Annotated in this window: 17 protein-coding genes and 1 pseudogene; 15 read left to right on the top strand and 3 right to left on the bottom strand. The window is 62.7% G+C overall.

Going from position 1 to position 13,599, the window contains the following annotated elements; all coding sequences use genetic code 11:
* Nucleotides 1-46: 46 nt before the first annotated feature.
* On the bottom strand, nucleotides 47-694 hold the full coding sequence (locus tag O7A60_RS07180) for a thiamine phosphate synthase (RefSeq protein WP_027141782.1): 648 nt from the start codon (nucleotides 692-694) through the stop codon (nucleotides 47-49).
* Nucleotides 695-827: 133 nt separating this feature from the next.
* Nucleotides 828-1,733 (bottom strand): DMT family transporter, encoded by a 906-nt coding sequence (locus tag O7A60_RS07185; RefSeq protein WP_337105674.1) that lies wholly within the window; start codon nucleotides 1,731-1,733, stop codon nucleotides 828-830.
* A gap of 134 nt (nucleotides 1,734-1,867) precedes the next feature.
* Here O7A60_RS07185 and O7A60_RS07190 point away from each other — a divergent pair, with 134 nt between their 5' ends.
* The 3 genes and pseudogenes from O7A60_RS07190 (at nucleotide 1,868) to O7A60_RS07200 (ending at nucleotide 4,027) form a co-directional block, all read left to right on the top strand.
* A complete protein-coding gene (locus O7A60_RS07190) occupies nucleotides 1,868-2,326 on the top strand; it encodes an Lrp/AsnC family transcriptional regulator (protein ID WP_337105675.1) in 459 nt (152 codons plus the stop codon).
* A gap of 85 nt (nucleotides 2,327-2,411) precedes the next feature.
* Nucleotides 2,412-3,139, top strand: a pseudogene (locus O7A60_RS07195) (class I SAM-dependent methyltransferase).
* Nucleotides 3,140-3,256: 117 nt separating this feature from the next.
* Nucleotides 3,257-4,027 carry a sulfite exporter TauE/SafE family protein gene (locus O7A60_RS07200; protein WP_027141786.1) on the top strand — a complete coding sequence of 257 codons (771 nt, stop codon included), beginning with the start codon at nucleotides 3,257-3,259 and terminating at the stop codon, nucleotides 4,025-4,027.
* 30 nt (nucleotides 4,028-4,057) lie between these two features.
* Here the strand turns inward: O7A60_RS07200 and O7A60_RS07205 are convergent, their stop codons facing one another.
* Nucleotides 4,058-4,609, bottom strand: a complete 552-nt coding sequence (locus O7A60_RS07205; RefSeq protein ID WP_337105676.1) for a DUF2269 family protein — start codon at nucleotides 4,607-4,609, stop codon at nucleotides 4,058-4,060.
* A 321-nt stretch (nucleotides 4,610-4,930) separates the two neighbouring features.
* Between O7A60_RS07205 and O7A60_RS07210 the strand changes: the two genes are divergently transcribed.
* The 12 genes from O7A60_RS07210 to O7A60_RS07265 all read left to right on the top strand — a co-directional run bounded on the left by O7A60_RS07210 (nucleotide 4,931) and on the right by O7A60_RS07265 (nucleotide 13,564).
* Complete coding sequence (locus tag O7A60_RS07210; protein WP_027141788.1) at nucleotides 4,931-5,311, top strand: hypothetical protein; 381 nt, start codon at nucleotides 4,931-4,933, stop codon at nucleotides 5,309-5,311.
* A 384-nt stretch (nucleotides 5,312-5,695) separates the two neighbouring features.
* The gene (gene rcdA / locus O7A60_RS07215; RefSeq protein ID WP_140702380.1) at nucleotides 5,696-6,229 is read left to right on the top strand and encodes a protease adaptor protein RcdA; all 534 of its coding nucleotides are present in this window, start codon (nucleotides 5,696-5,698) and stop codon (nucleotides 6,227-6,229) included.
* Between the two features lie 89 nt (nucleotides 6,230-6,318).
* Nucleotides 6,319-6,831 carry a crossover junction endodeoxyribonuclease RuvC gene (gene ruvC / locus O7A60_RS07220; protein WP_337105677.1) on the top strand — a complete coding sequence of 171 codons (513 nt, stop codon included), beginning with the start codon at nucleotides 6,319-6,321 and terminating at the stop codon, nucleotides 6,829-6,831.
* 13 nt (nucleotides 6,832-6,844) lie between these two features.
* Nucleotides 6,845-7,465 carry a Holliday junction branch migration protein RuvA gene (gene ruvA, locus O7A60_RS07225; protein ID WP_337105805.1) on the top strand — a complete coding sequence of 207 codons (621 nt, stop codon included), beginning with the start codon at nucleotides 6,845-6,847 and terminating at the stop codon, nucleotides 7,463-7,465.
* A gap of 64 nt (nucleotides 7,466-7,529) precedes the next feature.
* Complete coding sequence (locus O7A60_RS07230) at nucleotides 7,530-7,814, top strand: AbrB/MazE/SpoVT family DNA-binding domain-containing protein (protein ID WP_027141792.1); 285 nt, start codon at nucleotides 7,530-7,532, stop codon at nucleotides 7,812-7,814.
* Nucleotides 7,811-8,215, top strand: coding sequence for a PIN domain-containing protein (locus O7A60_RS07235; protein ID WP_337105678.1), 405 nt, complete (start codon nucleotides 7,811-7,813; stop codon nucleotides 8,213-8,215). The genes O7A60_RS07230 and O7A60_RS07235 overlap by 4 nt, the downstream gene beginning before the upstream one ends.
* The gene (gene ruvB, locus O7A60_RS07240; RefSeq protein WP_027141794.1) at nucleotides 8,212-9,249 is read left to right on the top strand and encodes a Holliday junction branch migration DNA helicase RuvB; all 1,038 of its coding nucleotides are present in this window, start codon (nucleotides 8,212-8,214) and stop codon (nucleotides 9,247-9,249) included. Before O7A60_RS07235 ends, ruvB begins: the two co-directional genes overlap by 4 nt.
* A 187-nt stretch (nucleotides 9,250-9,436) precedes the next feature.
* Nucleotides 9,437-10,333 carry a metallophosphoesterase gene (locus O7A60_RS07245; protein ID WP_337105679.1) on the top strand — a complete coding sequence of 299 codons (897 nt, stop codon included), beginning with the start codon at nucleotides 9,437-9,439 and terminating at the stop codon, nucleotides 10,331-10,333.
* 161 nt (nucleotides 10,334-10,494) lie between these two features.
* Nucleotides 10,495-10,965 carry a tol-pal system-associated acyl-CoA thioesterase gene (ybgC, locus tag O7A60_RS07250; protein WP_337105680.1) on the top strand — a complete coding sequence of 157 codons (471 nt, stop codon included), beginning with the start codon at nucleotides 10,495-10,497 and terminating at the stop codon, nucleotides 10,963-10,965.
* Nucleotides 10,966-11,224: 259 nt separating this feature from the next.
* Nucleotides 11,225-11,935, top strand: a complete 711-nt coding sequence (gene tolQ, locus O7A60_RS07255) for a protein TolQ (protein WP_015315267.1) — start codon at nucleotides 11,225-11,227, stop codon at nucleotides 11,933-11,935.
* 11 nt (nucleotides 11,936-11,946) lie between these two features.
* Nucleotides 11,947-12,399, top strand: coding sequence for a protein TolR (gene tolR, locus O7A60_RS07260; RefSeq protein ID WP_027141797.1), 453 nt, complete (start codon nucleotides 11,947-11,949; stop codon nucleotides 12,397-12,399).
* Between the two features lie 7 nt (nucleotides 12,400-12,406).
* A complete protein-coding gene (locus O7A60_RS07265; protein ID WP_337105681.1) occupies nucleotides 12,407-13,564 on the top strand; it encodes a TonB family protein in 1,158 nt (385 codons plus the stop codon).
* Nucleotides 13,565-13,599 lie beyond the last annotated feature (35 nt).

The following is a 13,599-nucleotide window of genomic DNA, read 5'->3' on the forward strand; positions in this document are numbered from 1 at the left end:
CACCGCCGCAAGCAGGGCCTGAAGGGAAAGCCTTGCCAGGGACACGTCAATCCTCGAAGCGCGGCGCTGTTTCGTCGAGCAGCGCATTGGCGCGAGTGATCGCCGCCTTTGGATCGACGCCGTCGGCGAACACGGCGCTGGACAGCGCGACGAACTCGGCGCCGGTGGCGGCCACCGTCTCGACGGAGGCAAGATCGCAACCGGCCTCGACGATGCAGGGGATCTGGATCATCTGCGCCCACCATTGCCCCAATGACAGGTTGCGCGGATGCGGCTCGGGCTTGTTGTCGTAGCCGAAGCGGCCGAAGAAAATGTAATCGGGCCTGGCTTCGCCAAGCTCCAGCGCGTCGTCGCGGGTCTTGGCACCGCCGGCGCCGACCATCATTTTCGCCTGGAAATGCTCGATCGTCTCCGCGAGTTCGGCCTTGGAGACCTCGACATGGATGCCGTCGGCCTGGACCCGGCCCGCGATGCGGGTGTCGCCAGCGATGATGACGGCCACGCCCGCGGCCTGCGCGGCCGGCACGACCTGTTCGGCAAAGGCCTGGAAGGAGGCCTCGTCCATGCCGTTCTCGGGCAGGATCAGCGAGGCGATGTCGCCGCCGTCGAACGCGGCCGCGATGCGGGTGGCCGGCACGCCGGGTGGCGCGATCAGTACGATGCGGCAGCGGTTGGGGGGCGTTGCGTCATTCATGGTTCTTCGATCCCGGGTTTCGCCTATGCCGGGCGAAGATGGTTGGATTGCGGCATAGAGCAAACTGCCCGCCTTGAACAGGCGGGCAGCCAGGATCGCAATTTTTGACCGACCGGGTAGCCGGCATGCCGCCTTACTTGATCGGCTGCGGGCTCGCGGCGGACGGTCTCGATTTCCACAATGTCCAGCCGAGGTTCATGCCGGCGGCAGCGATCAGGATGGCGGCGGCGCCGACGACCTGACTGAAATGCAGCCGATGGCCGAAGGCGGTGACATCGACCAGGATGGCAACGACCGGGTAGATGAAGGACAGCGACCCCTGCAGATGCGTCGGCAGCTTCTGGATGGCGCCGTACATCAGGATGTACATCAGGCCGGTGTGGACGATGCCGAGCGTCGCCAGCATGGCCCAGCTCCATGGGTCGGCGGGAAGATGCGAGAGATTGGCGAAGGGCGCCAGCATGACGACGCCGACGCAGACCTGGATGAGCGCGATCAGATGCGGCGGCGTGCCCTTGAGCTTCTTGGTGACGATGGCCGCGACGGCCCAGAAGAAGGCGGCGGCCAGGGCCATGAGAATGCCGGCGAAATAGTTCGTACCGACATCGCCGGAGTCAGGGGCGGCCCCGACGATCAGCACCATGCCGGCGAAGGCGATTGCCAGCCAGGTCAGCTTGGTCAATGTCAGCCGCTCGGCGAACAACAGCGCCCCGAAGCCGACCAGCATGAAGGGCTGCGTGTTGTAGACCGCGGTGGCGATCGAGATGGAGGCGCGTGAGAAGGCGCTGAACAGGAGCAGCCAGTTGATGACGATCGCCGCACCTCCAAGCGCCGCGAGGCCGATGATGCGCAACGACAGTCTGTTGCGCAACAATCCAAGCGAAGCACAGATGACGAGCAGCGTCAGCGCGCCGAACGCGCAGCGCCAGAACACCACATCCATGATCGGCTGGCCGGACATGATGACGAACCATCCGATCGTTCCCAGGATCGCCATTGCGGCCGACATTTCGACCGTGCCACGTACAGTATCGTTCATGATAAGCCCTCTGAACCCGTTGAGGCGGCATAATCTCATGCGATGCCGAGGCTTTCCATCTCCAGGAAAAGGGCATATGAGGGGGTTTGCCTAATTATCTTAGGCAATCACCTTGGAGTCCGCGAGAAAAATAAATGCTAGATGACTTCGACCGAAATCTGCTGGAAATCCTGGTCAGGGATGCGCGGACCTCGCTGAAGGATCTCGCGGCCCAGGTCGGGCTGTCGTCGCCGAGCGTCTCGGAGCGGCTGCGGCGGCTCGAGGAACGGGGCGTCATCCGGGCGTTCACCGTTGAGATCGATCCGCTGGCGCTCGGCTATACGCTCCAGGCGATCGTGCGGATCAAACCTTTGCCGGGCAAGCTGCACATCGTCCAGAAACTGATCGAGGAGATTGCCGAGTTCGGCGAATGCGACAAGGTAACGGGCGATGACTGTTTCGTCGCCCGGCTGTACGTGCGCTCGATCGGCGACCTCGACGGCATTCTCGACCGTATCGCCGACAAGGCCGAGACCAGCACCGCCATCATCAAGGCACAGCCGATCCGGCGACGGCCGCCGCCACTGGGGTTGCCATCGGGCTCACAGGCTTGACCCCGCGTGGCCATGGTGGAAAGGCGCGGCGAGTACACCAAATGTCAGTCTTCCGCCAGATGACTGTCCGAGGAGCGAGAAAAACATGGCGCAAAACATTTACGATCAGCCGGATTTCTTCGCGGGCTACAGCCAGCTTGGCCGCTCTGTCGAAGGCCTGGACGGCGCCGCCGAGTGGCCGGCGCTGCGTGCGATGCTACCTGACGTGGCAGGCCTCAGGATCGTCGACCTCGGCTGCGGCTTCGGCTGGTTTTGCCGCTGGGCGCACGAGCAGGGGGCGAGGCAAGTCCTTGGGCTTGACCTGTCGGAGAAGATGCTTGCCCGTGCGAGAGCGGCCGGCCCGGACGCCGGCGTCACCTACGAGAGAGCCGACCTCGACCAGCTAAGCCTGCCGCAAGGCGGCTTCGATCTCGCCTACAGTTCGCTCGCCTTGCACTATGTCGAGGATATTGAGCGCCTGTTCAGGACCGTGCACTAGGCCCTGTCGCCCCGCGGCCATTTTGTCTTCTCGACGGAACATCCGATCTACATGGCCCCAACCAATCCGGGCTGGTCGATCGATGGGGAAGGGAAAAGGACCTGGCCTGTCGACCGGTATCTGGTGGAAGGGCCGCGCAAGACCGACTGGCTGGCCAAGGGGGTGGTCAAACATCACCGCACCATCGGCACAACGCTCAACACGCTGATCCGCAGGGTTTCACAATCGAGCATGTCGAGGAATTCCGTCCGACGGGCGCGCAGATCGCGGCCAGGCCGGATCTTGCGGAAGAGCTCGAGCGGCCGATGTTCCTGCTGGTTTCGGCGCGCCGATAAGGGTTCGAAGCCCGTTGGCCCGATATGTCGCGGCCAGCCCATATTTGCAGTCGCCGAGCAGGCGATTCCAGGCTATTCAGACGTTGATCCGCTTTCCCTCCAGACCAGCCCCTCCCCATGTCAGGCCTGCTTCTCGATCCGTGGTTCTACGCGGCCGCCGTCCCGGCGGTCATTCTGGTCGGCCTGTCCAAGGGCGGTTTTGGCGGCGCCGTCGGCTTTGTCGGCGTGCCGCTGATGGCGCTGACCATGCCGCCGGTGCAGGCGGCCGCCATCCTGCTGCCGATCCTGTGCCTGATGGACATCGTCTCGGTGTGGACATGGTGGGGCGTCTATAACAGAAAGATGCTGGCCGACATGATGCCGGGCGCCATCATCGGCATCGGGCTTGGCTGGCTGACGGCAGCACTCGTCACCGAGGAAGCGGTGCGGCTCATCGTCGGCGCCGTCGCCATCATCTTCGTCCTGCGCTGGCTTTACCTGCAATTTCGTCATGGTTCCGACCATGCGGCCGCACCCAATCGCGTGGCTGCGGCCATATGGGGCACGGTCGCAGGCTTCACCAGCTTCGTCGCCCATGTCGGCGGCCCGCCCTTCCAAGTCTATGCCTTGCCGATCCGACTCGACCCCAAGGTGCTGTCGGGCACAGCAGCGATCTTCTTTGCCGCCACCAACGCGCTGAAGCTCATTCCCTATTTCGCGCTCGGCCAGTTCGACACCGCCAATCTGACGGCGTCGGCGGTGCTGATGCCGCTGGCGCCGTTGTCGACCATCGCCGGTGCGTGGCTGGTGCGGCGCATGCGGCCGGAGGTTTTTTATCCCTTCACCTATGCGACCGTGGCGGTCGTGGCTGTGAAGCTTCTGTGGGACGGGATTGCCGGCTTGATGTAGACCAGCGCCCCTTCAGGTGATCCGCTCTGGTCAGGCGGCGTTGGGCACCATGCGCCGTGTCCGGCCGAGCGCCATTGTGGCGCCGGCGGCAAGAACCACAACCATGCCGGCGAGAATGGCGACGTCGTGCAGGGTCGGCTTCAGCACCATGTCGGTGACGATGACCAGCATCACCGCATAATCGAAGTGCGCCGCCCGCAGGATGCGCTGGCCGTAGGCAAGTGCCGCGTGCGTCACGCCGTCCCTGGCGATCATCGCGCTCATGTGGTCGGCTGTCGGCTTGAAAACGAACATGCCGATGCAGAAGGTCGTGGCGTAGCCGGCAAGGCCGATCAGGATCCAGAGATCGGAGAAGCCGACCCAGAATGAGCACATGATCAAGCCGAAGGCCAATGTCAGCATCGACATCGGCGCGAAGAAGCGGTTGCCCAGCTCGCCGGTGGCGCGCATCGCCTGCAGCGTTCCCTGAATGTTGCCGGCACGATCCGCCAGCGTCGCCAGCACCATCAGCGTGAAGCCGCCACCGACCCAAAGCATCGCCGAAATGATGTGCAGCAATTTGACGATGGAATACCAATCCATGACTTTCTCCCGATGTCCAATGGTTGACGGCGAGGTGGCCATTGCCCGCTCGCCGATCAGATGCCGCAGCGTTTAGCGCCGCGGCTGTTTCCGAACGATGTCGTGGAAAAGCCGGCTGTGTTTCAGACTGCCGGCTAACGAAAGGAGCGACTAATATGATGAACGCACCGCCCGATTTTCTGCTATGTCGCGAGCGTGGGGGGCGACATCGTCCGGAAACAGTGCCGATGCTAGTGCCGACGCCGGAAATCCGGCGGCGACAGCGCTCGCCTGACGATCAACTCATTCCCAGCTTGGGAAAAGGCAATTCGGGGGACTGATATGCAAGGGACAGCACGGAATTTCTTCACGCTGGCGATCATCTATGCGGTGTGCGGCATGGCACTCGGCATCCACATGGCCATCAGCGAAGATCACGGCCAGATGCCGACCCACGCCCACACTATGGTGGCGGGCTGGCTGATGTCGGCGGTCTTCGCGTTCTTTTACCACCTGTTTCCGGCTGCCGGGCAAAAGACGCTGGCCCTGGTCCATTTCTGGCTGACGGCAATCAGCGGCATCGGGCTCATGATCGGCCTTTATATACTGCTTGCCGGAAATCCGGGGATCGAGCCGTTGCTGGGGATATCCTCGATCGGCTTCTACGCAGGCATTCTGCTGTTCGCCTTCATTGCCTTGCCGGTGGTGTGGAAAAAGGCCTGAGGGAAGGTTGAAACCGGCCTGTGCGGCTGTGCTGTTACGGCACAGGAGCACGGTGTCGGGTTAAAAAATATCAGGGATGTTAAGGGTTCATTAAGCTTTACAGGCGTTTACTATGTCCATCCAGTGATCTGGATTCTTACCGAGTGGTTGGAGCCACTTTGTTTGACGCCTCCCTGTTAAACTCCTGAGAGCCGCCTTATCCGCGGCTCTTTTTTTGTCCGCATTCCGGCGGCATTCCGCGCGGCCGTTCCCCGTTAACCTTCTGTTAAACATGTGCTTGCCTTCACCCCGGACGAAGCGCATTTTCAAGCTTCAGTTATATAGGGTCCCGGGTGTATCGGCAGAGAGCCGAATCGGCCGGTTGCGAGTGCAGGGGCGTTATCAATGAACGAGCCTTCGAAGGGCATTGCGAAAACCGTGAAGCTGGCGGAGCGCCGGGTTTTTTCGCACTCTTTCAAACCGCTTTACCAGGAAGGCATGGGGCTGGTCGAACAGGCGGCGGAGTATCTCGACGGCAAGGGCCGGGCCGAGGCCAAGAAACTGTCGCGGCTGGCGGCCACGCTCTACGCGGCCGAATCGATGCGATTGACCACCAGGCTGATGCAGGTTGCCTCGTGGCTGCTTTTGCAGCGCGCGGCGAATTCCGGCGAGATGACCCGCGACCAGGTCGCCTCGGAAAAGTCCAAGGTGCGCCTCGATACCGCTTCCGCGCATGACGAAGCGGCCGGCTGGGCCGAACTGCCGAACGATTTCCTCGACCTCGTCAACCGATCGCTGCGCCTGCAGGCATTGGTGCGCCGCATGGATGAAGAGATCTACGGCGCCGGCGCGATGGTCGACATGCAGCCCGTGGCCCGCAGGCCCAATCCGGTTTCGGACCAGATCAGCCTGCTCAACACGGCGTTCGCCCGCAATTAAGCGATTTCGCAATCCCCCCTTGGCAAGGGTCGTTTCTGGTTTGTTCACATTTCGCTGGCATCGCTGTCCGCCGGGGGTAAAGTCACCGGATGGGGGACGCGATTCGCATCATCGGCATCGATCCGGGGCTCAGGCGCACCGGCTGGGGCATTGTCGAGAGTCTCGGCAATTCCTTGCGTTTTGTCGCTTCAGGCACCGTGCGCTCCGAGGACAAGGCAGCGCTGGCGATGCGGCTCTGCCAATTGCATGATGGGCTTGCCGAAGTCCTGCATCAGGCCATGCCGCATGAGGCCGCCGTCGAACAGACCTTCGTCAACAAGGACGCCGTTGCGACGCTGAAGCTCGGCCAGGCGCGCGGCATTGCCATGCTGGTCCCGGCGCGGGCGGGCCTCGTCGTCGCCGAATATGCGCCCAATGCGGTGAAGAAGGCGGTGATCGGAGTCGGCCACGGTGACAAGAAGCAGATCCACATGATGGTGAAGGTGCTGCTGCCGAAGGCGATCTTCGACACCGAACACGCCGCCGACGCGCTGGCCATCGCGATTTGCCACGCGCATCACCGGCAGAGTGCGGCCTATCGGCTGGCGGTATTGGCATCATGAGAGGCTGTTGGAGATGATCGGCAAGCTCAAGGGCACGCTCGACGAGGTCGACGAAGACCATTGTCTCGTCGATATCCACGGCGTCGGCTATGTCGCCTATTGCTCGACCCGCACGCTGGCGGCACTGCCTTCGCCCGGCGAAGCGGTGGTGCTGTTCATCGAGACCTATGTCCGCGAGGACATGCTGCGGCTCTATGGTTTCCAGTCGCAGCTCGAGCGCGAATGGTTTCGGTTGCTGATGAACAACGTGCCGGGTGTCGGCGCCAAGGTGGCGCTGGCCATCCTGTCGACGCTGGCGCCGGCCGACCTCGCCAATGCCATTGCACTGCGCGACATCGCCACGGTTTCCCGCGCCCCTGGCGTCGGCAAGAAGGTGGCCGAGCGCATCGTCACCGAATTGAAGGCCAAGGCACCTGCCTATGCAGGCACCGCCACCGGCACCATTGGCCTCAAACAGGAACTCGGCGAAGGCGTGGCGCCCGCGCCGATCACCGACGCGGTCTCGGCCCTGGTCAATCTCGGCTATTCGCGTGACACCGCCGCCAATGCGGTATCGGCGGCGCTGAAGACGGCGGGCGAGGGCGCCGATGCGTCGAAACTCATCCGCTTCGGGCTGAAGGAACTGGCACGGTGATTGCTTGAAAACAAAATTCCAACTACAATATGTTTTGTAAGCAATTTCTCGGAAAGTAAGAAAAATGGGTGCTTACGCAAGCCTGACATCGAAAGGCCAGCTTACCATCCCAAAGGACGTCAGGGATGCGCTGTCGCTCAAGGCGGGTGACATGATCGCCTGGACGGTAGTGGATGGCTACTTGATCGGAACGCCGCGCAATCTCGACTTTGCTGACCTCGCCGGATTCCTGGGAGATCCGCCCGACGGCCCGGCTTCACTCGAGGAAATCGATGCCGCGGTTCGGGACGCTGTTGGACGGCACGTTGTCGGGGACGCGCCGAAGGGCGGGCATGAGGGCGACGCGTGACGTCAATAGGCATCGATACGAACGTTCTGCTTCGAATGGTGCTGAACGATGATGCCGAGCAAAGGGCAAAAGCCTTGGCTTTCGGCAAAGGCCTTAGTGAGGATACCCCAGGCTTTGTCAGCCTGATCGTCCTGGTCGAGTTCAGTTGGTCGCTGATTTCTCGTTACAGGATGTCCAGGGAACAAGTCCTGGCGACAATCCAAAGACTGCTGAAAATCAGAACGTTGGTTTTCGAGGATTTCGATGCCATCGTGATCGCGCTCGAAAGGTCCAACATGCCGCAGGTTGACTTTGCCGATGCGCTAATCGCCGAGCACAACCGAAATGTGGGTTGTTCCCACACGGTCACTTTCGATCAGCGGGCTGCAAGGTCCATTGCAAGCATGGAATTGCTGGCATGAGCCTTTCCCCCCGTCTCATTGCACCGGAAAAGCGTGGCGAGGACGCCGAGCAGACGTTGCGGCCGCAGACGCTCGACGATTTCGTTGGTCAGGCGGCGGTGCGGGCAAACCTCAAAGTCTTCATCGAGGCCGCCAAGGGCCGCAAGGAGGCGCTCGACCATGTGCTGTTCGTCGGACCGCCGGGGCTGGGCAAGACGACGCTGGCGCAGATCATGGCGCGTGAGCTCGGCGTCAATTTCCGCTCGACCTCCGGGCCGGTCATCGCCAAGGCAGGCGATCTCGCGGCACTGCTGACAAATCTCGAAGAGGGCGATGTGCTGTTCATCGACGAGATCCACAGGCTCAACCCGGCAGTGGAGGAAATCCTCTATCCGGCGATGGAGGATTTCCAGCTCGACCTGATCATCGGCGAGGGACCGGCGGCGCGCTCGGTCAAGATCGACCTCGCGCGCTTCACCCTGGTGGCAGCCACCACGCGGCTCGGCCTGCTCACCAATCCGTTGCGCGACCGCTTCGGCATTCCGGTGCGGCTCAATTTCTACACGGTCGAGGAGTTGGAGCAGATCGTGCGGCGCGGCGCTCGCATCCTGCAGATGCCGCTCGGCAATGACGGTGCGCTCGAGATCGCGCGGCGCGCGCGCGGCACGCCGCGCATTGCCGGCCGGTTGTTGCGGCGGGTGCGCGATTTCGCCTCGGTTGCCGGCGACGGCCATGTCGACCGCCTGATCGCCGACGAAGCCTTGACCCGGCTCGAAGTCGACGCGCTTGGCCTCGACGCGCTCGACCGCCGCTATTTATCGATGATCGCGCGCAATTTCGGCGGCGGGCCGGTGGGTATCGAGACGATCGCGGCGGGCCTGTCCGAGCCGCGCGACGCCATCGAGGACATCATCGAACCCTATCTGATCCAGCAGGGCTTCATCCAGCGCACGCCGCGCGGACGCATGCTGACCGCCAATGCCTGGCGCCATCTCGGCCTCGATGCGCCGAAGGATCTGGCGCAGCAGCAGATCAATTTATTCCAGGAAGAGTAGCCCGCCGCGGCTTTCACGCCGATCAAGCATCAGTGAACGGACCTGCGCAAATTCTCCTCATCTTCGCCGACTTGCAGGCGTATTCTTGGATTGTATCGGGCTCGCTGCCTCTTGCACGTCGTCCTCCCAAATCGCTTTTGGAGGACAGGCATCAGCGCATGCCGAAATGAGGTGCCGGAGTCACTCAATGATAACCAGACGCGGGTTCCTGCGCTTCATCGGCGGGTCATTCCTGTCGGTCGCCTCGTTCAGTGCCTACGCCGTCGGCATCGAACCGATGCTGCTGACGCATGTGAAGCGCTATGCGCTCACGCCACCGCATTGGCCCGCCGGATTGAAGCTTCGCGTCGTCGCGCTTGCCGACATCCACGCCTGCCGGCCGTGGATGACGCCGGAGCGGATCGCTTCGCTTGCCGAAGAGGCGAATGCTCTGCAGCCGGACCTGATCGTGCTGCTCGGCGACTACATCGCCGGCATTCGCCTGTTGTCGCAAAGGGTGACGCCGCCGGAATGGGCGGGCGCCCTGTCGGGCCTCAAGGCACCGCTCGGCGTGCTGTCGATCCTTGGCAATCACGACTGGTGGGCCGACGGCTTCGCGCAGCGTGCCGGAGTTGGTCCGACGATCGCGCGCAAGGCATTGGAGAAGGTCGGCATCCCGGTTCTGGAGAACGACGTCGTGCGTCTGGAAAAGGACGGACATGGCGTATGGATCGCCGGCCTCGCCGATCAGTTGGCGCTGTTGCGGAAAAAGAAGCACGAGCGTCCCAGGCGATTGGACGATCTCGACGGCACGCTGGCTAAAATCAGCGACGCCGCGCCTGTCATCCTGCTGGCGCACGAACCGGACATTTTTCCAAAAGTGCCGTCGCGCGTGTCGCTGACGCTAGCGGGACACACCCATGGCGGGCAGGTGCGGCTGTTCGGCTATTCGCCTATCGTGCCGTCGCAGTTCGGCAATCGCTACGCCTATGGCCATGTCATCGAGAACGACCGCAACCTGATCGTCTCGGGCGGGCTCGGCTTCAGCAATTTGCCCATCCGTTTCGGCATGCGTCCGGAAATCCTGCAGATCGACCTCGGCTGACCGGCACTTCAGGGGCAAACTTCGGATTGCGTCCGGCCCGGCCTTCTCGCCATTGAACGCTTCGACGACGCCAGCACGGGTCTTGATCCGCGCCGTCAACAGTGCCATCGGGTTCATGCGCCAAAAATACCTGCCGCGTCGGCATCCAAAAGGGAAGCGCAATGGGCGATCATGGTGAATCCGCGGCGTTGCTGGCTGGGCTTTCCGGCGCGCTGACCGAGTTCGGCCACCGGCTGATGGCGCGGGTCTATTATGCCGATACCGATTTCTCAGGCGTCGTCTATCACGCGCGCTATCTCGAATTCCTCGAGCGCGGCCGCTCCGATTATCTCAGGCTCATCGGTGTGCATCATACCGAACTCGCCGACGGCAAGCATGGCGAGAAGATCGTGTGGGTGGTACGCCGCATGGAGATCGACTTCCGCATCCCCGCCCGCATCGACGACATACTGACCGTCGACACCCGCACGCGGGACATCTCAGGCGCGCGCATCTTCATGGCGCAGCAGCTCAAGCGCGGCGACGAGGTGCTGGTCGAGGCCAAGGTCGAGGCGGCGATCATCGGCGAGAACGGCCGGCCGAGGCGCTTCCCCAGGGAATGGGTCGCGGCCTTCATGCCTCGGGTACGCTGATATTCAGGTGATGCCGGCCTGCGATGCCCGGGCGCGGCAATGCGCCGCGCCTGATAGACTAACCCATCCTTAACCATAACGGTTCATGAAGAGATTGGCGAAGATTGGCGTTATCCAGCGCCTTCCTTTCACCAATATTTGCCCCGAAAAGGCCGCTAACGGCACGGTTTGGGGTGTCCGGTAGCTTCGTGCGAACCGACCACAAGGGATGCCATGGGCTAGCCGCCAGCTTCGCCCGGAAAATCTTAAGGACGTAACGATGGAAAATATCGCACTCGCCGAACCGGGCGCGCAATTGTCGATTTGGGCCTTGTTCATGCAGGCCAGCTGGGTGGTCAAGCTGGTCATGATCGGGCTGCTTTGCGCCTCGGTATGGACCTGGGCGATCATCGTCGACAAGCTGGTCGCCTATGGCCGCATGCGGCTGGCGCTGAACCGCTTCGAGCAGGTTTTCTGGTCCGGGCAGTCGCTGGAGGAACTCTACCGCACGCTTGCCGACCGCAAGACGACAGGCATGGGCGCCATTTTCGTCGCCGCCATGCGTGAATGGAAGAAGAGTTTCGAGAAAGGCGCCAAGTCGCCGCTCGGCCTGCAGACCCGCATCGACAAGGCCATGGACCTGGCGCTGACTCGCGAGATGGAGAAGCTGGAGGGACGCCTCGGCTTCCTTGCCACGACCGGATCGGCAGCACCTTTCATCGGCCTGTTCGGCACCGTCATCGGCATCATGACGTCGTTCCAGGCCATCGCCGGCTCCAAGAACACCAGCCTCGCGGTGGTCGCGCCCGGTATCGCCGAAGCGCTGCTGGCGACGGCCATCGGCCTGCTCGCCGCTATTCCGGCGGTCATCGCCTATAACAAGCTGTCATCGGATGCGAGCAAGATCGCTGTGCGCATGGAGGGGTTCTCCGATGAGTTCTCCGCCATACTCTCGCGCCAAATCGATGAAAAAGTCGCGCCTAAGGCCTGAGGAGTAACGAGATGGGTATGTCCGTAGGCATGGGAGGGCGCGGCGGGCGCGGCCACCGGCGGCGCGGCCGCCACCATGCGCTGATGTCGGAGATCAACGTCACGCCGATGGTCGACGTCATGCTCGTGCTTTTGATCATCTTCATGGTCGCCGCGCCGATGCTGACGGTCGGCGTGCCGATCGACCTGCCGGACACGCAGGCCAAGGCGATGAATGCCGACACCCAGCCGATCACCGTCTCGATCGATGCGACCGGCAAGATCTTCCTGCAGGAAACCGAGATTCCGATCGAGGAACTGGTGGCCAAGCTGCAGGCGATCTCGAAGACCGGTTATGAAGAGCGTATCTTCATCCGTGGCGACAAATCGACCGACTATGGCACGGCCATGAAGGTCATGGCTCGCATCTCGGCCGCTGGTTACAAGAACATCGGCCTGGTTTCACTGCAGGAACAGGATCAATAGACGCACGATGAGGACCGGCCTCACCACATCGGTGATCCTGCACACGGCGGTGCTGGCCTTCGGCTTGTTCACCCTGTCGGCGCCGGCCGCGCTTCCGTCGGCCGACGTGGAGTCGGTTGCGGTCGATATCGTGCCGATGGAAGCCATTGCGCAGACGCTACAGGGCGACAAGAAGGCCGTGATGCATGAAAAGCCGGCGCCGTTGCCGACGCAGCGTCCCGACGTCGTGCCGGATGCGCAGAAGGTTGGCGAAAACAGCGTCGACACCGACAAGCCGATAACGCCGGAAGCCAAGCCGAAACCCGTCGACACGACGTCGGCCCCGGCGCCAGCGCCAACCCCGAAGGAAATCCCGAAGACCGAGGACGTGCCGAAGCCGCAGGAAAAGCCCAAGCCCATTCCGGCGACGGAAGTGGCGCCAGCGCCGACGCCCAAGGAAGAGGTCAAGCCCGAGCCGGTCAAGAAGACGGAGCCCAAGCCGACGCCGGCCAAGCCGGCGCCGACACCGCCGCCGCAGGACAAGACCGCTGCTATCGATCCGACCCCCGAGGTCAAGCCGGATGCCGTCGCCGAGGCCATAGCCAAGGACCCGCCCACAGAAGAGACCCAATTGCCGAATTCGGCGCCCGCGCCGGAAGCGCGGCCAAAGCCGCAGCCGGCACAGGCCGAAAGCGCCAAGGCGCCTGACCGCAAGGATGCCGACAAGCCGGTCAAGGAAGCCTCGTCGAAGCCGAAGTCCGACGACAAGCAGTTCAACGCTAATGAGATTTCGGCCCTGCTCGACAAGCAGAAGCCGTCCGGCGGCGGCGCCAAGCGCTCGACCCAGCAGGCGTCGCTCGGTGGCGACAAGGATCAGGGCCAGAAGCTGTCGAAGTCGGAGCAGGGCGCCCTGGAAAGCCAGTTGGGCGGTTGCTGGACCTTGCCGGCTGGGCTTGAAGGTTCGGAGAATTTCGTCGTCGTCGTCCGTTTCAATCTGAACAACTCAGGCAAGCTCGACGGCCGTCCCTCCGTTGAAACATCGAGCGGCAACAGGCAGTTCGATGAGAGTGCGGTGCGCGCGGTTCAGAAATGCGACATGGCCGGCCTGCAGGTTCCCGCCGGCAAGCAAGATATCTGGAACGACATCCGGGTCACCTTCGATCCAAGGGAGATGCTCGGCCTGTAGGCCCTGACATCCGAAAATCAGTATGAGAAGCGAGA

This window comes from Mesorhizobium salmacidum (SeqCode) (genome assembly GCF_037179605.1).
GTDB classification, from domain to species: Bacteria; Pseudomonadota; Alphaproteobacteria; order Rhizobiales; family Rhizobiaceae; genus Mesorhizobium; species Mesorhizobium salmacidum.

Coding starts and splice junctions, on each gene's coding strand:
- O7A60_RS07180 (WP_027141782.1), bottom strand. CDS start 694: ATGAATGACGCAACGCCCCCCAACCGCTGCCGCATCGTACTGATCGCG.
- O7A60_RS07185 (WP_337105674.1), bottom strand. CDS start 1,733: ATGAACGATACTGTACGTGGCACGGTCGAAATGTCGGCCGCAATGGCG.
- O7A60_RS07190 (WP_337105675.1), top strand. CDS start 1,868: ATGCTAGATGACTTCGACCGAAATCTGCTGGAAATCCTGGTCAGGGAT.
- O7A60_RS07200 (WP_027141786.1), top strand. CDS start 3,257: ATGTCAGGCCTGCTTCTCGATCCGTGGTTCTACGCGGCCGCCGTCCCG.
- O7A60_RS07205 (WP_337105676.1), bottom strand. CDS start 4,609: ATGGATTGGTATTCCATCGTCAAATTGCTGCACATCATTTCGGCGATG.
- O7A60_RS07210 (WP_027141788.1), top strand. CDS start 4,931: ATGCAAGGGACAGCACGGAATTTCTTCACGCTGGCGATCATCTATGCG.
- rcdA (WP_140702380.1), top strand. CDS start 5,696: ATGAACGAGCCTTCGAAGGGCATTGCGAAAACCGTGAAGCTGGCGGAG.
- ruvC (WP_337105677.1), top strand. CDS start 6,319: ATGGGGGACGCGATTCGCATCATCGGCATCGATCCGGGGCTCAGGCGC.
- ruvA (WP_337105805.1), top strand. CDS start 6,845: ATGATCGGCAAGCTCAAGGGCACGCTCGACGAGGTCGACGAAGACCAT.
- O7A60_RS07230 (WP_027141792.1), top strand. CDS start 7,530: ATGGGTGCTTACGCAAGCCTGACATCGAAAGGCCAGCTTACCATCCCA.
- ruvB (WP_027141794.1), top strand. CDS start 8,212: ATGAGCCTTTCCCCCCGTCTCATTGCACCGGAAAAGCGTGGCGAGGAC.
- O7A60_RS07245 (WP_337105679.1), top strand. CDS start 9,437: ATGATAACCAGACGCGGGTTCCTGCGCTTCATCGGCGGGTCATTCCTG.
- ybgC (WP_337105680.1), top strand. CDS start 10,495: ATGGGCGATCATGGTGAATCCGCGGCGTTGCTGGCTGGGCTTTCCGGC.
- tolQ (WP_015315267.1), top strand. CDS start 11,225: ATGGAAAATATCGCACTCGCCGAACCGGGCGCGCAATTGTCGATTTGG.
- tolR (WP_027141797.1), top strand. CDS start 11,947: ATGGGTATGTCCGTAGGCATGGGAGGGCGCGGCGGGCGCGGCCACCGG.
- O7A60_RS07265 (WP_337105681.1), top strand. CDS start 12,407: ATGAGGACCGGCCTCACCACATCGGTGATCCTGCACACGGCGGTGCTG.